The following is a 16,979-nucleotide window of genomic DNA, read 5'->3' on the forward strand; positions in this document are numbered from 1 at the left end:
ACCCCTCCGAAGCAAAATTTAATGAATCGAACCTCTAGCGGTCATATTAAAGAATATGAAACATTTATGACATAGCGTGCTCGCAGACTTGGGAAGCCAGGAGGAGCCATGACGCTGGAGATCGACGACCTACGCGCTGCCGGCGTGGAGATCGTGGCCGGATCGCTGACCGACCTGGCGGGTGTGACCCGCGCCAAGTACGTGCCGCTACGTCGCCTCCCGTCGTTTCACAGCGCCGGAATGGGCGTCTCGCCCTCGTGGAGCGTGTTCTGTGTCGACAGCGGGATCGCCTTCACGCCGGACATCGGGGTGGTCGGCGACCTGCGGATCCGCATCGACCCGGCCGATCTTCAGGTGGTCGAAGACGGCGTGGCGTGGGCACCTGCCAGCCTGTACGACCAGTACGGCGAACCCGCTCCGCTGTGTACTCGCACACTGCTGGCCCACGCCGAGCAGGCCGCGGCCTCGTCCGGGCTGACCGCCTTGATCGGTGCGGAGCTCGAGTGCACGATGCTGGCGCCCGACACCCAGCATGCATCCACCGAACCGTGGTCGCCCTACGGCATGCGCACATCCCTGGACCGCTCGGCGTTCCTGGTCGACCTCATGGGCGCGGCAGAACGCGCGGGGCTGGTCATCGACCAACTCCACACCGAGTACGGGCACGACCAACTCGAAGTGGCGCTGGCCCCCACGACGCCGGTCGCCGCGGCCGACGCGGTCATCCTGGCGCGGATCGTGATCGGCCGGGCCGCGGCCCGGCACGGCCTGAAGATCTCGTTCTCCCCTGTGCCGTTCGCCGGCGAGGCGGGCAACGGCGCGCACCTGCACCTGTCCCTTGCGGACGACGACGGCCCGGTGCTGTCAGGTGGCGGCGGCCCACACGGGATGCGGCCGGCCGGCCAATCGGCCATTGCCGGAGTGCTCGCGACCCTGCCGGACCTCCTCGGTCTCTACGCGGGCTCAGCCCTTTCCGCCGAGCGGCTCAAACCTGGCAACTGGGCAGGCGCAGCCCAATGCTGGGGCCTGGAAAACCGGGAGGCGGCCGTCAGGTTCATCGCGGCCACACCGGGAAACCCACACGGCGCCAACGTCGAACTGAAACTCATCGACCCCAGCGCCAACCCTTACCTCGCGGCGGCAGCATTCCTGCGCAGCGCGCTGCGTGGCATCGAACTCGGCATGCAACTGCCCGCCGAGGTCTCGGGCGATCCCGCGCAGACCGCCAACCTGCAACCGCTGCCGACCGATCAACGCACGGTACTCAAGACCCTGCAAACCTCGGCGGTCGCCGCTGAACTGCTGACGCCGGCGGTCATCGAAGGTGTGGCCGCCGTGCGCCATCACGAACTCGTCACCTACGGCGACCTGCCGACCGACGAGATCTGCCGGGCCCTGCGCCTGGCGTGGAGCTGCTGACCCGATCCTCGCGATGAGCACAGATATCCAAAGGAGACATCGATGACCACCAGCGCCCCCACCGATACCGACCAATTACCGCACCGGCGCCTGCCGTTCTGGGTGGCGCTGGCACTGTCGGTGGCGACGGTCGGCCCGACCCTCGCCATGTCCGGTAACGGCCAAGGTCTCATCGGCACCGTGGGCAAGGCCATACCCCTGGTGTTCCTGATCGGCCTCGTCGGCGTCGCACTGGTCGGCTACAGCTTCGTGCGGCTGACGCGTCACCTCAACCACGCCGGCTCGGCTTATGCACTGGTCGGCGGTACCGTCGGCCCCAGGGCCGGGTTCTTCTCCGGCTTCGCGATGCTCGGCGCCTACGTCGGATTCTCCATCGGCACACTCGCTTTGACCGCGGCGTTCACGAATGCGTTCATCGCACAACTGCAACCGGGCAGCGATCAGCCGTATCAGCTGCCGTGGCTGGCGGTCGTGGTGGTGGGCGCGGTCATTTCGTTCGCTTTGGCCGGTCGTGACATCAGACTCCTGGCGAAGATCCTGCTCGGCATCGAAGGTATCGGCATCGTGGCGATGATCGTGCTCGTCATCGCGATATTCGCCCGTGGCGGGGCCGCATCCACGGGATTCGACCTCAGCGTCTTCTCGTTCTCCGGAGGCGTCTCGGCATCCGCGGTGCTCAGCGGCGTGGTGGCAGCGTTTCTGTCCTGGGCGGGTTTCGAAGCCTGCGCATCGATGGGCGAGGAGACCGACAATCCGGGCCGCAACATTCCCCGGGCCCTGGGCGGAACGCTGATCCTCACCGGTGTGCTGTTCGTCGTGGTGATGTTCGCGCAGGTCATCGGGTTCGGCACCGACGAGGCCGGGCTCGCGGCATTCCAAGGTTCGGGAAACACCCTGGGCGACTTGGGGAACCAATACATCGGTCAGTGGTTCTCGCTGATCATCATCTTCACCGCGACCGTCGCGGCGTTCGGTTGTCACATGGCCACCGCGGCGACGTCGGGCCGCATGCTCTACGCGTTTGGCCGGGACGGGTTCGGGCCGAAAGCGCTGGCACACGTCCACGAGGCCACCGGCGGCCCGCGCCGGGCTACCTGGCTGGTGGTGGCCCTGGCCCTGGTGGTCGACCTGATCTGCGGTGCCACCGGCTGGCCGGTGATGGGCACCGGCAACGCGGCCATCGACACGTATTTCCTGTTCGCCGTGGCCGGTTCGGTGTGCCTCATGGTGTGCTACCTGTTGGTCGAGGTGGCCGCGGCGTGGTTCGTCGGCGCACCCAAGTTCATCGGCGTGCACGGCGGCCACGGCAAGGTGCCGGGCCTGGCGCTGCCGTTGCTCGGCGCCGTGGTGATCCTGGTGGTGCTGTGGTTCAACGTCAAGGACGCCGAAACCTGGCTGGCTGCCCCACTTTTGGGGTTGTACTGGTGTGCCGTCGGCCTGGTCATCGCACTCGCGGCATCGGGTATCGCCAAACGCGTCGGCGAATCGCTCACGCGAGAACTGGATCTCACGCCACCGGTGCAGGCGGAGGCCAAATGAGCACGCTCTACGAACGCGACGAAGCGGTCATCGCCGGAATCGAGAAACTGCGGTTCTTCCCGCTTGAGGTGGTCTCCGGCCACGGCTGCACCCTGGTCACGCCGGACGGCCGTGAGCTACTGGACCTTTCGGCCACCTGGACCGCATGTGGGCTCGGGCACGGGCATCCGGCGATCGCCGATGCGGTCAGCCGGGCAGTGCGTACCGCGCCAGGGGCAGGCGGCCTCTCGGCCGTGCATCCCGATTCGGTGGGCCTGGCCGAAGACCTGCTGGCGCTGGTTCCCGGCGGCGGCGAGCGGCGCGTGTACCTGGGGCATGCCGGTTCGGACGCCAACGACGTCGCGCTGCGCGCGTGCCGGCACGCCACCGGGCGACGCACGGTGATGGCATTCGAGCACAGTTACCACGGTGGTGTCGGGGTCGCCATGGGCGTGTCCGGGGTACATGTCGACGCGGGTGCCGCACCCGACCCCGACGCGGTATTCCTGCCCTACCCCAATCCTTTTCGGCCGACGAGCGCCGGTATCGAGGGCGACGTCAGCGCGTGCCTTGCCCTCGCCGAACGGCATCTGGCCACCGGCTCCATCGCCTGCCTGATCGTCGAACCCATTCTGTCCGACGGCGGTCTGGTGGTCCCGCCCGACGGCTTCCTGGGCCGGTTGCACGAGGTGTGTCACCGGCACGGCGTGCCGATGATCTGCGACGAGGTCAAGATGGGGCTGGGCAGGCCTGGCACCCTGCACGCGTTCGAACACGACGGCGTGGTGCCCGAGATCGTCACCTTCGGCAAGGTGCTCGGTGGCGGCCTGCCGTTGTCCGCGGCGGTCGGACCTGCCGAGTTGCTCGACAACCCGCCTGGCGCGGCGCTGCTGACGACCGCGGGCAATCCCGTGTGTACGGCGGCCGGCCGCGCGGTGCTGGCCACCATCGTCGGCGACGGTCTACCCGAGCGGGCCGCAAAAGTCGGTGCGGTGCTGCAGGATGCGTTACGCGCACTGGATTCGGATGTGATCGGCGAGGTGCGCGGACGCGGACTGGCCATCGGTCTGGAACTGGTCGACCCGGCCACCGGCGATCGCGATCCCCGACTCGCCGCGCAGGTCGTGTACCGCGCCTGGGAACTGGGCGCGGTGGTGTACTACGTCGGTGGCAACGTTCTGGAGATCACGCCGCCGCTGATCTTGAGCGAGGCCGAAGCGGTCCGGGCCGCCGAGATCCTCGGCGCGGCAATCGCCGACGCCGCCGCAGGACGGGTCGACGCCGAGGAGGTCGCACGCTATGCCGGATGGTGAACTCGCTGACGTGTTCGACGGTGTGGATGCCGAGGTACCCGACGGACTCGCCGAGCACCTGCGCACGGTCCGGTTGATCGACCATCATGTGCACGGCACCTTCGACAAACCTGTCGACCGCGCCGGATTCGAAGCGTCGATCAACGAGGGATCCACCGATCCCATACCGGATTTCATGACGCAATTCGATTCGCCGCTCGGCCTGTCCATCCGGCGTTGGTGTGCGCCGGTGCTCGGGCTGCCCGCGCACGCGGACGCCGACGAGTACTGGAAGCGGCGCAGCGAATTCACGCCCGATGAACTGGCTTCGCTCATGTTGCCGCCGGCACGTGTCGAACGCTGGGTCGTCGACACCGGTTTCCAGGGGGATCTCATCACGACGCCCGAGCGGCTCACCGAACTCAGCGGGAGCCCGTCGTCGTCGATCTTGCGCCTGGAGCGCCTGGCCGAGGATCTCCTCGAATCCGGCACGGCGCCCGAGGACTTTCCGGATGCGTTCCGGACCGCGCTGCAGGGCGCTGCCGCTGCCCCGGACACCGTGGGCACCAAGACGATCGCGGCCTACCGGACCGGGTTCGTCATCGACTGGTCCCGGCCGGACGATGCCCAGGTGATCGAGCATGCGCGGACGCTGGCCGCCCGGCCGTCGCAGCGCGTGGACAGCCCCGTGTTGATCGCCTTCGGCGTGCACGAGGCCGCGGCCCACGGGCTGCCCATCCAGGTACACGTCGGCTTCGGCGACCGTGATCTGGATCTGCACCGCACCGACCCGATGCTGCTGCTGCCGCTACTGCGGACAATGACCCCGGTTCCCGTGTTGCTGCTGCACTGTTACCCGTTCCACCGGCAGTCCGGTTATCTGGCGCAGGCCTTCGACCATGTGAATTTCGATGTGGGCCTTGGCATCAACTATCTGGGGGTGCGGTCGACCGGTCTGGTCGCCGAAGCGATGGAGACCGCACCGTTCGCCAAGCAACTGTTCTCGTCGGACGCGTTCGGGCCACCCGAGTTGCATCTGCTCGGTTCAGTGCTGTGGCGGCGGGCGATGGGACTGGTTCTCGGCCGATGGATCCGGTCCGGCGACTGCAGCGAGGCCGACGCGATCAGGATCGTCGACATGATCGGGGTGCACAACGCCACCCGGGTCTACTCGCTGTGAGGCTCAGCCGCCGCAGCGCACCGGGCCCTTGGCCGCCGAGTTCCGCTGCAGCGCGGCATCGACGCTGCCCATCGACAGCTCGCCGTCTTCGACGGCCTTCACCAGGCCGTCGAGCACCGCGGGCACCTCGTCGGTGGTGATCCACAGCGCGTTGTCGGCGCCGGCCTGCAAGGCCTTGAGCACGGCCGCGGACACGCCGTAGCGCTGGTTGATCGCGGCCATGCTGGACAGGTCGTCGGTGTAGACCAGACCGTTGAATCCGGGACCGCCGTATCCGCCGGACCGCAGCAGGCCATAGGCCGCAGGGCTGAGGCTCGCGGGATCTGAACCGGTCAGCCCGGGCACCTCCAGATGGCCGACCATCACGGCGACCGGCGCCTCGGTGGTCAACGTCCGGTACGGCACCAGGTCGTTGGTCTGCAGGTCGGCCAGCGGCGGGCTGGTGACGGAATTGGTGTGCGAATCACCCGAGCCGTGGCCGTGGCCCGGGAAGTGCTTGAGCACGGGCAGCACCCCGGCGTCGCGCAGACCGCGCGCGTAGGCACCCGCGTACTCGGTGACCTTGGCGGGGTCTGCGCTGAACGACCGGTCGCCGATGACGGTGTCGTCGGGTTGGTCGCTGACATCGACGACGGGCGCGAAGTCGACGGTGATGCCCAGGCCACGCATCTTGTGGCCCCGGTCGAGCGCGATCCCGTACACCTCGTCGGCGGTGTGGTTCTGGGCGAGCTCGCGCGCGGAGGGCTGCGCGCCGATCAACGACGACAGCCGCGACACCCGGCCGCCTTCTTCGTCGACGGTCACGGCGAGCGGCAGCGGTCCGGCAGATGCCGCGATATCGGTGAGCGAGCCGTCGGTGAGCATCGACAGATCCGTCCAGCTGCCGATCATGATGCCGCCGACGTGCTGGTTGGCGACGACCGCACGGGCGTCGTCGGCGCCGGTGACCCCGACAGTGAGCAGCTGGGCGAGCTTGTCCCGCGTCGGCCAGCTGAGGGGATCGCAACTCTGCGGAGCGGGGGCGGCGGGCAGCGGACTGCTTGTGCTCATGGGTTGCATCGACGACGACGATTTCGATTCCGACGGTGTCGTCGACGTCGAACAGGCCAGCAACAGTCCAGAGGCCGCAACCAGCACGCTCAAAACCCGGGGCATGTGCATGTGTTCTGAGAGTAGTCATAGGCCTGACCGGCACGTCGGTGGCCACGTCCACCAATGTTGCCGTGCTAGGTTGGCCGGGTGAATCGGTTCGTCGTACCCTCTGCCGCCAGCATCGTGGTCGGCCTGCTGCTGGGCGCGGCCGCCGTCTTCGGAGTGACGCTCATGGTGCAGCAGGACACAAAGCCTCCGCTGCAGGCGGGTGATCCGGCGTCATCGGTGCTCAACCGGGTCGAGTACGGCGACCGTACGTGATCCACTCCGGTCCTGCCTGCTATTTCTGACACGCGCGCCGCTTCGCTCCTGCCCGCCGAGCGTGACCCCGCTGCGCCGCTCTCCCGGCGCTGGTTGTGGGTCGTCGCCGCGGTGTCACTGGTTCTGACGTTCGCGCAGTCACCCGGACAGATCTCACCTGACACCAAGCTCGACCTCACCGCCAATCCGCTGCGGTTCCTGACCCGCGCCTTCAACCTGTGGAACAGCGATCTGCCGTTCGGGCAGGCACAGAACCAGGCCTACGGCTACCTGTTCCCGCACGGCACGTTCTTCCTGCTCGGCGACGTCCTCGGACTCCCCGGCTGGATCACGCAGCGATTGTGGTGGGCAATCCTGCTCACGATCGGTTTCTGGGGCGTGCTGCGGGTCGCCGAGGCGCTGGGCATCGGCAGCACGGGGTCGCGGGTGCTCGGGGCGCTGGCGTTCGCGCTGTGTCCGCGGGTGCTGACGACGCTGGGCGCGATCTCGTCGGAGACGTTGCCGATGATGCTCGCGCCGTGGGTGCTGCTGCCGGTCATCCTCGCGTTGCGCGGCAGGCATTCCGTGCGGCTCATGGCCGCGCGTTCGGCCGGCGCCATCGCGCTCATGGGTGCGGTCAACGCGGTCGCGACGCTGACCGGCTGCCTGGCCGCGGTGATCTGGTGGGCCTGTCATCGACCGAACCGGCTGTGGTGGCGATTCACCGCGTGGTGGTTCGCGTGCGCGGCCCTCGCTGTCACGTGGTGGGTGGTTGCCCTGCTCATGCTGGGCCGGATCAGCCCGCCCTTCCTGGACTACATCGAATCCTCGGGCGTCACGACGCAGTGGACATCGCTGACGGAGATGCTGCGCGGCACCGACAGCTGGACCCCGTTCGTCGCGCCCAACGCCACCGCGGCGGCCTCGCTCGTGACGAGCACGGTCGCGGTACTGGCCACCACGCTCATCGCGGCGGCCGGGCTGGCGGGCCTGGCGCTGCGGTCGATGCCCGCACGCGGCCGGTTGATCACGATGCTGCTCGTCGGCGTGGTGCTGTTGGGCCTCGGCTACTCGGGTGGCCTGGGTTCCCCGATCGCCCTGCAGGTGCAGGCGTTCCTCGACGGCGCGGGCACGCCGCTGCGCAATCTGCACAAGCTCGAACCCGTCATCCGGCTGCCGCTCGCGCTGGGTCTCGCGCACCTGCTGGGGCGGATCCCGTTGCCCGGCAGCGCGCCGCGCCCGGTATGGCTCAGCGCGTTCGCGCACCCCGAACGCGACAAACGTGTCGCCGTGGCGATCGTGGTGCTGTCCGCACTGGCCGCGGGCACCGCGATCGCGTGGACGGGCCGGCTGGCCCCGCCCGGCACGTTCAGCGCCATCCCGCAGTACTGGCACCAGACGGCCGATTGGCTCGATGAGCACAACACCTCGCGTGGCCGCGTTCTGGTGGCGCCCGGGGCACCGTTCGCGACACAGGTCTGGGGCAACAGCCATGACGAACCCCTTCAGGTGCTCGGCAACAGTCCGTGGGGCGTGCGGGATTCGATTCCCCTGACGCCGCCCGAGACCATCCGTGCCCTCGACTCGGTGCAACGGCTCTTCGCGGCGGGCCGGCCCTCCCCTGGGCTCGCCGACACCCTTGCCCGGCAAGGAATCTCGTATGTGGTGGTCCGGAACGACCTGGACCCGGACACGTCCCGCTCGGCCCGTCCGGTGCTGGTGCACCGCTCGATCGAGGGTTCGCCGGGGCTGACGAAGGTCGCCGAGTTCGGTGACCCGGTGGGCCCGGGCACGTTGGAAGGTTTCATCGCCGACAGCGGCTTGCGGCCGCGCTATCCCGCCGTGCAGATCTACCGCGTCGACGGCGCCGCCGAGGCCGGCAATCCGTACCTGGTGGACACCGACAGCATGGCGCGCGTGGCGGGCGCACCAGAATCCCTGCTTCGCCTCGACGAACGCCGTCACCTGACCGGCAAGCCGCCGCTCGGCCCGATGCTGCTGACGTCGGACGCCCAGCGCGCCGGGCTGCCGGTGCACGACGTGATCGTCACCGACACCCCGCAGGCCCGCGAGATCGACTACGGCCGCGTCGACGATCACGCATCGTCGGTCCGCACACCCGACGATCCGCGCCACACCTACAACCGGGTGCCCGACTATCCGGCGGGCGGCGCCGATCCCGTGCACGGCAAATGGACCGGAGGCCGGTTGTCGGTGTCGAGTTCGGCAGCCGATTCCACCGCGCTGCCCAACGTGGCCCCCGCGACCGGTCCCGCGGCCGCGATCGACGCCGACTCGTCGACGGCGTGGGTGTCCAACGCGCTGCAGGCCGCGGTGGGTCAGTGGCTGCAGGTCGACTTCGATCACCCGGTCACCAACGCGACGCTGACCATCACACCGAGCGCCACCGCGGTCGGAGCCCAGGTCCGCCGGATCGAGATCGCCACCGCGACCGGCACCAGCAGCCTGCGGTTCGACACCGCGGGCAAACCGCTGACCGTGCCCCTACCGGTCGGTGAGACGCCGTGGGTGCGGATCACCGCAACCGCCACCGACGACGGCTCCGCAGGCGTGCAGTTCGGCATCACCGATCTGGCCGTCACACAGTACGACGCGTCGGGTTTCGCCCACCCGGTCACGCTGCGCCACACCCTCGAAGTGCCCGGACCGCCGCCGGGATCGGTTGTCTCGCAATGGGATCTGGGCACAGAACTGCTGGGCCGGACCGGTTGCGCGGAGAGCCCGGTGGGCGTGCGCTGCGCCGCGGCCATGGCGCTGGCCTCCGAGGAACCCGTCAATCTGAGCCGCACGCTCACGGTGCCGCAACCGATCGAGGTGCAGCCCACCGTGTGGGTGCGGCCGCGGCAGGGGCCCAAGCTGGCCGACCTGCTCGCTCAACCAGGGACCACGCGGGCGTCGGGTGATGCCGATCCGATCGACGTGCTTGGATCGTCGTTCGCGGCGACCGACGGCGACCCCCGGACGTCGTGGACCGCTCCACAACGCGTCGTGCAGCACCAGACCCCACCAACCCTGACGCTCAAGTTGCCGAAGCCCGCCGAGGTGGCGGCGCTGCGGCTGACCCCGGGTTCGACTGAGCCGCCCGCACATCCGACGCTGGTCGCGATCGACCTCGGTGACGGCCCGCAGATGCACAGGCTGCCCGGCAACGCCAAGGCGCAGACCCTGCGCCTCAAACCACGCGTGACCGACACCGTGACGGTGTCGCTGCTGAGCTGGAACGACATCATCGACCGCACGTCGCTGGGCTTCGATCAGCTCAAACCGCCGGGCCTGGCCGAACTCGCGGTGCTCGACAAGTTCAACAACCCGATCGCCGCGGCCGACGCCGCGGTCAATCGTGCTCGCACGGTGTCGATTCCGTGCGGACAGGGCCCGATCATCGGTGTCGCGGGCCAGTTCATCCAGACGTCGGTGAAGACCACGGTCGGCGCGCTGCTCGACGGCAATCCGGTGCCCGCCAGCCCGTGCCGGACGGACCCGGTCACGCTGCCGGCCGGCCAACAGGAGCTGCTGGTGAGCCCCGGTGCCGCGTTCGTCGTCGACGGCGTGGTGCTGTCCGGTCCTGATGCACGCCAGATACCCACCGCCACAACATCTCCCGCCGAGATAACGCAATGGGGACCGGATCACCGCGAACTCGCCGTGACGGCCGCCCCGCAACAGCGCATCGTCGTCGTGCCCGAGAGCATCAACCCCGGGTGGACCGCGCGCGACGCCGAAGGCACCCGGTTGACGCCCGTGACCGTCAACGGATGGCAGCAGGGCTGGGTCGTCCCGCCCGGCACAGAAGGCACCATCACGCTGTCGTTCGCGTCGAACACGCCGTATCGCGTCGGGCTGATCGGCGGCCTGACGCTGCTGCCTCTGCTGGCCTTGCTGGCGCTGTGGCCGGCCCGCCGGGTGCCACGCTCGCCTGCGGCACGCCCATGGCAGCCGGGGCCGGTTCTCGTCGGCGCCGCCGTGCTGGCCGTCGGCGCGGCCCTGTCCGGGCTCGTCGGGGCACTGGTCGTCGGCGCGGCACTCGGCCTGCGTTATGCGTTGCGCAACCACGAATCGTGGCGTGACAAGACCACTCTCGTCGGCGCATCCGGCGGGCTCATCCTCGCGGGGGCCGCGCTGAGCCAATATCCGTGGCGCTCGGTCGACGGCTATGTCGGGCATTCCCCGTGGATTCAGTTGCTGGCGCTGACGTCGGTGGCGTTTGTCGCGGCGTCGGTGGTGAACTCCGCCGAGGCTACGGGTTTTGACGCACTTCGCGGTGAAACCCGCCAAGAACCGTAGTTTGGACGCGAGGGGTTCAGGCCGACGCCAAGGCCCGCGAATCCTCGTCGGCGAAGCTGTCTTCCAGCGTCAACGGTGAGTAGTCGAGGTCGATCTCGCCGAGCGGGCGTCCGCGTGCACTGCTGATGGTGCCGAACCGGCGCATACCCTTGTCGGTCGAGTACTGCAGGAACTCGTCCTCGGCGAGCCCGAACGGGATGTTCGGCGCGTACAGGGCGAACCCTTCTTCGGTGAGCCGAAGGGCCTGTGGGATCAGCTCGTTCATCTTCGATTCGAACACGGCCCAGTTGGCGTCGTCTGCGGCGACGTGGCGCCGGCAGGTGAACGTGCCCCAGGCCATGTGGCGGCGCTCGTCGTCCCCGATGTGCCGTACGAGTGCCTGCATGCCGGGCAGGATGCCGCGGGCCACGCAGATCTTATGCCACGCAAAGTATCCCGTGAGCGCCAGCATGCCTTCGACGACGTGGTTGTACACCACCGAGGCACGCACTTGAGCCGCCGGTGACGGATCCGAGGTCAACGCGTTGAGTGATTCCGGCAGTTCATCGCAGAAGATGTGCCGGTAGGCCGGGAGCTCGTCGAGATAGTTGTGCAGATCCTCCGTCATCCCAACGGCATCAAGCCACATCCGGAAAACCTGAGTGTGTTTGGCCTCTTCGAAAGCGAACTGCGTCAGGTACATCTCGTCGCCGAGCCGGCCTTCTGCCCGCATCGCGCTCATGAACGGCTGGATGTCCTTGGTCACCGCCTCCTCGCCGGCGATGAACTGCGCACACAACCGGGTGGCGTACTCGCGTTCGCGTTCCGTCAGCGATTCCCAGTCTTCCCTGTCGCGGGAGAAGTCGATGTCGGCCGGATTCCAGAATTTTGCGTTGCCACCGGCAAACAGCTTGAGCGGCAGGCTGTCCCAGTTGAGACCACCCGCGTTGAGCGAGCTGAATGGTGTTCGTGTCATGTGAGGAGCCTCCTCAGATTTGGGCTGTGTTGACGGCCGGATGCCCGGCCGACGAAAAGGCCGCCGCGAGGACGGCGACGAGCCGGCGCACCGCCAGCGCCGGCTGCTCGGGGGTGGGCTCGTCGAGCCCGAGCACCGGATCCATCCCGCGGACGTAGGGCGCGAGCGCCAGGTGCGGGAAGATCATCAGGAACAGCGAAAGCATGGCGTCGACGTCGCAGTCGGGGCGTAGGTCGCCGCGCTCCTGCGCGTCGCGAACGAGGGGACGCAGCACTTCGAGATAGTGGCGGTGGACCACGGCCCGAACACTCACGCGGGCGTCGGCGTCGACCTCGAAGCTGGCGGCGGCGTGCAGCGAGCGTTCCTGGGGATGTTCGGCGAAGTAGGCCACCCAGTCGTCGAGCAGATCGGTGAGAAACTCGAAGAAGGGCCGGCTCGGGTCGAGCTCACGGATCCGGTCCTCCATGTAGGCCCGCACGCGTTGGCTGGCTTCGTCGGCGATGAAGGCATAGAGGTCGCGTTTGTCGGCGAAGTATTGGAACAGACTGCCTTTCGCCACGCCGGCCCGGCGCGCGATCACGTTGAGACTGCCACGCGAGTAACCGTGCGCACCGAATTCCGCCTCGGCAGCCGCTATCACCGCGGCCCGGCGAGCAGGGTCGACGCGACCCCAGGTGACCGTTGGCATCTGGCTCTCCAAACTCCGATGACCACTGGTCATACTACTGTGAGGCGCCTCACAGTCAAGGCCTGTGCACGGCGATCAGATGCTGTGAGACCGGTTCGCCCTGCACGTACTGCTCGACAGCCTGCTCGATCAGCAGATCCTGCCCGGTGAGGCGGGTCTGGTGCTGGCGCACATGCTCACCCCACGACCGCACGACGAACGCCTCGACGAATGTCGCCTGCTGCTCGCCACTGCGGAACAGCTGCCACTGCGACGCCCCGGTGCGTTGGCGCGAACGGCCGAGAACGGCCATGGCCGCGAGGAATTCGGCCTCGTCTTCCGGCTTCACGTGATACGACGTCAACACCACGACCGGGCCGTCCGGCGGTTCTGGTTCGAAGACCAGCACCGGTTCCGGCCAGTGCGCCGACGGTGTCAGATCGAGATCGCCCGTCCGCGCATAAAGTGGCCACCACACGACCGACATCGCGCAGGTCACCAGGACACCGGCACTGATCACCAGCGCCGTGACCGTGCTCGTGGCGCCCGCGACCAGGCCCCAGATCAGCGATCCGACAGCCTGCCCGCCCATGAACGCCAGTTGATAAACCGACAGGCCGCGGGCCCGCACCCAGCCGGGCAAGCTCAGCTGCATCGACGCGTTGAGCGTCGACAACGCAAGCAGCCACGCCACGCCACCGACGACCAACCCGGCCAGCACCGCACCGAGATGCGGCACCAGCGCGGAAACAGCTGTGGCCCCGGCGAACCCGAGCGCGGCGACGATCAGCAGCATGTTCTGCCCGAACACCGCCCGGACGGCCGACAGCGACAATGCACCCACCACCGCGCCCACCCCGAGCGCACCGAGCAGCAGCCCATACCCCGACGAGGTCAGCCCCAGCCTGTCCTTGGCCACCACCGGCAGCAGACCCCACAGCGCACTGCCGGGCAGGATGAACAACACCGACCGCAGCAGGATCCGCCGGACGATCGGCGAACTGCGGATGAATCGCCCACCGGCCGTCAACGCGGCCAGCGGCCGCTCGGCGGGCAGCACCGATTCGGTCACCGGCCGCCGCCACCACACCAGCACCACCACGATACCGATGAAGGACACCGCGTTGAGCGCGAACACCAGCGTGGGACCGGACACCGCGACCAGCGCACCGGCCACGGCAGGACCGATCGCGCGCGCCCCGTTCATGCTCATGCTCGTCAGGGCCGCGGCCGCCGGGATCTGTTCACGCGGGACAAGCTCAGGCTGGATGGCCTGCCAGGCCGGCGTGGTCAGCGCCTGACCGCAGCCGATCACGAACAACAGCATCAACAGGACCGTCGGCGTGGTGAGCCCGGCCCCGGTCAACACCGCAAGCGCCGACACGGCCGCGGCCATCGCGGACTGCGTCGCGATCAGCAATCTGCGCCGGTCCATGAGATCGGCCACCACACCCGACGGCAGAGCCAGCAGCATCACGGGCAGCGTCGTCGCGGTCTGCACGAGCGGCACCAACACCGCCGCGCCGGGATCGGAGACCAGCATCCACTGGGCACCCACGGTCTGCATCCAGGTGCCGAGGTTCGAGACGAACTGCGCGATCCACAGCGCCCGGTACACCGGCGAGGCGAACGGAGCCCACGTCGAGATCCTGTCGTGCGTCGTGGTCATGTGCGCCCTCCGCTCCTCGCCGCAAAAGCGTATCGAGGTGCATAGTGGGGGCCATGCCAGAAACTCCCGACGGAACCAATGTCCGCCACGTTGCCGAGGCCAACCACTACGAGATCACCGTCGCCGGCGAGCATGCGGGACTCGAGGCCTACGTCGACGCGGGCGACCAGCGGATCTTCTACCACACCGAGATCGACGACAAGTTCGGTGGACGCGGGCTGGCCGGAGTGCTGGTGTCGGCGGCGCTCACCGACGCCAGGGCCGCGGGCAAGCGCATCGTCCCGGTGTGCCCGTACGTCGCCAAGTACGTCAAGACCCACCACGACTTCGACGACATCCTCGATCCGGTCACCCCGGACGCGCTCGCTGCGGTCGAAGCCCAGCAGAAGTAGGCGCCGAAAGCCCCACGGAGAACCGAGATCCCACCCGGGGCCCTCGTGATATCAGGCGTTGAACGCCTCGTCACCGGGAACGGCCGGTGTGGTGTCCGCGAGAAGCGTCGCGCGGTAGTCGGTGGGACTGACCCCGCGGGCACGTTTGAAGGCCGTACTGAATCCGAAGGCGTCGGCATAGCCGACGCGGCGTGCCGCACGCGCAACGGTCATGGACGGCTCGGCCAACAAGTCCGCCGCGACATCCATGCGCCACTGCGTCAGGTACGACAAGGGTGGCTCGCCGATCAGGTCCGTGAAACGGGTCGCGAAGGTTGTGCGTGACACGCCGGCTTCCGCGGCCAACGACGCAACTGTCCACTGCGCGGCGGGCGCCGCATGCATCGCGCGCAACGCCGAGCCCACGATGTCGTCGGCGAGCGCGTGGTACCACGCAGGAGGGGTGGCCTGCGGCTGGTCGAACCAGTCGCGCAGAGTGCAGACAAGAAGCCAGTCGAGCAGGCGATCCATGACGATCTGTCTGCCCGGGCGTTGCCGGCTGAGCTGGGCATCGAGATAGTCACGCATCGCCGCGCAATCGTGATCGTCGGGAACTGTGAGCACCGGCGGCAGCACCTGCAGCAGTCGATTGGGCACTTCGCCGTCGACCTGATAGGTGCCGACCAGCAAGACGGTTGGGCCGCTGGCGTCACGTTCGTGCGCCGCGCCGTCGACACCTGTGTGCGGCTCCCCGCAGCCGCGCGCGCCGGCACGTTCGCCGGCGAACACAGCCCGGCGAGGACCACGCACGATCGCCGCGGCACCGGTGGGGAGCCGGTGGGGAACGTCGCCCACCGGACAGATCCAGCCGTCGTTGCGTAACGGTATGCACAACGTCAACGCCGCTTCACCGGGAAGGTCGATCGCGCTGTCGGGGCCGAATTCGGAGCGCGTCAGCACTGCCCCGTGTGCCCGCACGCGTCGAAGCAGGTCATCGAACACGTCCACGGAGTCATGGTAGGCCCCCGGACGATGACGCATGCCCCGCGAACGACCAGCCATGGCTCGGCAGCCTGGGGCTGCGGTTGAGTGAATCCGTCGATGACAGACGGTCATCCGCGAACTCTCGGAGGGAATGTTCTCCCATGCTCACCACGCACCGACTGCCGGCCCGGACGTTTTTGCTTGCTGCCTGTGCTGTCGCAGTGACGGTGCAGTTCGCATTTTCCGCACACGCTGAGCCATCTTCGGCCGACCGCACAACCGGCACAGCCGACGAGTCGGTGCTCGACGTGCTGCAGAGATACAACTCGGCCGAGGTGGAGTATCTCGAGAACGGGAACTTCGCACCGGTCCGAGCGGTGTTCGCACCCGACGCCGTGGTGTACCAGGCGGCCGGGCTTCCCTATGGCGGCGAGCACCGCGGACACGCCGAGTTGGAGGCGGCGCTCGCGGGAGTTCGCGAAACCTGGTCGGAAATCGAAGTCTTGGAAGCGAATTCGGTCGAGGACGGACCTGTCGCGGCGGTGTGGGAACGCGTGCGGTTCGTCTCGCGGCATACCGGGCGCGAGCTCACCACCGAAGTGTTCGCCCGCGTCACGGTCAAAGACGGCCTGATCGTGGAAAGCCGCCCGTTCTACCTCGACACCGCGGCAGTGCAGCGGGCGATCACGCCCTAGACCGAGCGCCAGAGGATGATTCGCACCAACGAACGAACGGAGGACACTGTGCCCACGATGTCGGAATCGGAACGGCAGAAGTACCTGGCGGCACTGCATGTCGGGGTGATCGCGATCGAACGCCCCGACCGCGCGCCCTTGGCGGTGCCGATCTGGTACGGATACGAGCCCGGCGGCGATGTCCTGGTGTGGACCGAGGCCGGGTCAGTGAAGGAGAAGCTGATCCGCACCGCCGGCCGGTTCTCGATCACCGTACAAGACGAGCAACCGCCCTACCGCTACGTCACGGCAGAGGGAGACGTAACGGCCATCGCACCCGCCCAGGACTCCGAAGTTCGAGCCATCGCGATCCGCTATCTCGGTGAGACCGAAGGCAATACGTTCACCGACGAGAACTTCACGGACACGTCGGTGGTCATCCGGATGCGTCCCGCGCGGTGGTTGAGCACCGACTATTCCAAGTGAGCTCGCGGCGAGAGCAGAAGGACGATGACGACCGCGAGTGCGTGCGAAACCGCGCCGCACCGTTGCA

14 protein-coding genes are annotated in these 16,979 nt (G+C 68.2%); 9 read left to right on the top strand and 5 right to left on the bottom strand.

Annotation, left to right across the window (positions count from 1 at the left end; genetic code table 11):
* Nucleotides 1-108: 108 nt before the first annotated feature.
* From G6N67_RS09175 to G6N67_RS09190, 4 genes are read left to right on the top strand one after another with little or no spacing between them, the layout of a single operon-like run.
* Nucleotides 109-1,419 (top strand): type I glutamate--ammonia ligase, encoded by a 1,311-nt coding sequence (locus G6N67_RS09175; protein WP_036432742.1) that lies wholly within the window; start codon nucleotides 109-111, stop codon nucleotides 1,417-1,419.
* A 42-nt stretch (nucleotides 1,420-1,461) separates the two neighbouring features.
* Nucleotides 1,462-2,958 (top strand): APC family permease, encoded by a 1,497-nt coding sequence (locus G6N67_RS09180; RefSeq protein WP_036432740.1) that lies wholly within the window; start codon nucleotides 1,462-1,464, stop codon nucleotides 2,956-2,958.
* Entirely contained in the window at nucleotides 2,955-4,250 is a 1,296-nt protein-coding gene (locus G6N67_RS09185) for an aspartate aminotransferase family protein (protein ID WP_036432738.1), read from the top strand. The genes G6N67_RS09180 and G6N67_RS09185 overlap by 4 nt, the downstream gene beginning before the upstream one ends.
* Complete coding sequence (locus G6N67_RS09190) at nucleotides 4,237-5,409, top strand: amidohydrolase family protein (protein ID WP_036432736.1); 1,173 nt, start codon at nucleotides 4,237-4,239, stop codon at nucleotides 5,407-5,409. The genes G6N67_RS09185 and G6N67_RS09190 overlap by 14 nt, the downstream gene beginning before the upstream one ends.
* A 3-nt stretch (nucleotides 5,410-5,412) precedes the next feature.
* On the opposite strand, the gene G6N67_RS09195 is transcribed toward G6N67_RS09190, so the two are convergent.
* Nucleotides 5,413-6,564, bottom strand: a complete 1,152-nt coding sequence (locus tag G6N67_RS09195) for a glycoside hydrolase family 3 N-terminal domain-containing protein (protein WP_396917431.1) — start codon at nucleotides 6,562-6,564, stop codon at nucleotides 5,413-5,415.
* Nucleotides 6,565-6,648: 84 nt separating this feature from the next.
* Between G6N67_RS09195 and G6N67_RS09200 the strand changes: the two genes are divergently transcribed.
* Together G6N67_RS09200 and G6N67_RS09205 are read left to right on the top strand one after the other, a co-directional pair.
* Complete coding sequence (locus G6N67_RS09200) at nucleotides 6,649-6,822, top strand: DUF2613 domain-containing protein (RefSeq protein WP_018602702.1); 174 nt, start codon at nucleotides 6,649-6,651, stop codon at nucleotides 6,820-6,822.
* A gap of 48 nt (nucleotides 6,823-6,870) precedes the next feature.
* The gene (locus tag G6N67_RS09205) at nucleotides 6,871-11,106 is read left to right on the top strand and encodes an alpha-(1->3)-arabinofuranosyltransferase (RefSeq protein ID WP_179976854.1); all 4,236 of its coding nucleotides are present in this window, start codon (nucleotides 6,871-6,873) and stop codon (nucleotides 11,104-11,106) included.
* Between the two features lie 16 nt (nucleotides 11,107-11,122).
* Here G6N67_RS09205 and G6N67_RS09210 read toward each other — a convergent pair whose 3' ends face one another.
* The 3 genes from G6N67_RS09210 to G6N67_RS09220 are packed head-to-tail and all read right to left on the bottom strand — an operon-like array spanning nucleotide 11,123 to nucleotide 14,397.
* A complete protein-coding gene (locus G6N67_RS09210) occupies nucleotides 11,123-12,061 on the bottom strand; it encodes a R2-like ligand-binding oxidase (RefSeq protein WP_036432732.1) in 939 nt (312 codons plus the stop codon).
* 13 nt (nucleotides 12,062-12,074) lie between these two features.
* A complete protein-coding gene (locus tag G6N67_RS09215) occupies nucleotides 12,075-12,749 on the bottom strand; it encodes a TetR/AcrR family transcriptional regulator (protein ID WP_036432730.1) in 675 nt (224 codons plus the stop codon).
* Between the two features lie 55 nt (nucleotides 12,750-12,804).
* Complete coding sequence (locus tag G6N67_RS09220; protein WP_036432728.1) at nucleotides 12,805-14,397, bottom strand: MFS transporter; 1,593 nt, start codon at nucleotides 14,395-14,397, stop codon at nucleotides 12,805-12,807.
* Between the two features lie 53 nt (nucleotides 14,398-14,450).
* Between G6N67_RS09220 and G6N67_RS09225 the strand changes: the two genes are divergently transcribed.
* Nucleotides 14,451-14,789: a GNAT family N-acetyltransferase gene (locus tag G6N67_RS09225; protein ID WP_036432726.1), complete on the top strand. Its 339-nt coding sequence runs from the start codon at nucleotides 14,451-14,453 to the stop codon at nucleotides 14,787-14,789.
* Nucleotides 14,790-14,840: 51 nt separating this feature from the next.
* On the opposite strand, the gene G6N67_RS09230 is transcribed toward G6N67_RS09225, so the two are convergent.
* A complete protein-coding gene (locus G6N67_RS09230) occupies nucleotides 14,841-15,776 on the bottom strand; it encodes an AraC family transcriptional regulator (protein WP_051578708.1) in 936 nt (311 codons plus the stop codon).
* Nucleotides 15,777-15,973: 197 nt separating this feature from the next.
* Here G6N67_RS09230 and G6N67_RS09235 point away from each other — a divergent pair, with 197 nt between their 5' ends.
* Nucleotides 15,974-16,447, top strand: coding sequence for a nuclear transport factor 2 family protein (locus tag G6N67_RS09235; protein ID WP_051578707.1), 474 nt, complete (start codon nucleotides 15,974-15,976; stop codon nucleotides 16,445-16,447).
* Nucleotides 16,448-16,504: 57 nt separating this feature from the next.
* The gene (locus G6N67_RS09240; RefSeq protein WP_036435534.1) at nucleotides 16,505-16,912 is read left to right on the top strand and encodes a pyridoxamine 5'-phosphate oxidase family protein; all 408 of its coding nucleotides are present in this window, start codon (nucleotides 16,505-16,507) and stop codon (nucleotides 16,910-16,912) included.
* The last annotated feature ends 67 nt before the right edge of the window (nucleotides 16,913-16,979 follow it).

The organism is Mycolicibacterium mageritense (genome assembly GCF_010727475.1).
GTDB classification, from domain to species: domain Bacteria; phylum Actinomycetota; class Actinomycetes; order Mycobacteriales; family Mycobacteriaceae; genus Mycobacterium; species Mycobacterium mageritense.

Bases quoted from the DNA above. Each gene is read 5' to 3' on its own strand.
- G6N67_RS09175 (WP_036432742.1), top strand. From the start codon at position 109: ATGACGCTGGAGATCGACGACCTACGCGCTGCCGGCGTGGAGATCGTG.
- G6N67_RS09180 (WP_036432740.1), top strand. From the start codon at position 1,462: ATGACCACCAGCGCCCCCACCGATACCGACCAATTACCGCACCGGCGC.
- G6N67_RS09185 (WP_036432738.1), top strand. From the start codon at position 2,955: ATGAGCACGCTCTACGAACGCGACGAAGCGGTCATCGCCGGAATCGAG.
- G6N67_RS09190 (WP_036432736.1), top strand. From the start codon at position 4,237: ATGCCGGATGGTGAACTCGCTGACGTGTTCGACGGTGTGGATGCCGAG.
- G6N67_RS09195 (WP_396917431.1), bottom strand. From the start codon at position 6,564: ATGCCCCGGGTTTTGAGCGTGCTGGTTGCGGCCTCTGGACTGTTGCTG.
- G6N67_RS09210 (WP_036432732.1), bottom strand. From the start codon at position 12,061: ATGACACGAACACCATTCAGCTCGCTCAACGCGGGTGGTCTCAACTGG.
- G6N67_RS09215 (WP_036432730.1), bottom strand. From the start codon at position 12,749: ATGCCAACGGTCACCTGGGGTCGCGTCGACCCTGCTCGCCGGGCCGCG.
- G6N67_RS09220 (WP_036432728.1), bottom strand. From the start codon at position 14,397: ATGACCACGACGCACGACAGGATCTCGACGTGGGCTCCGTTCGCCTCG.
- G6N67_RS09225 (WP_036432726.1), top strand. From the start codon at position 14,451: ATGCCAGAAACTCCCGACGGAACCAATGTCCGCCACGTTGCCGAGGCC.
- G6N67_RS09240 (WP_036435534.1), top strand. From the start codon at position 16,505: ATGTCGGAATCGGAACGGCAGAAGTACCTGGCGGCACTGCATGTCGGG.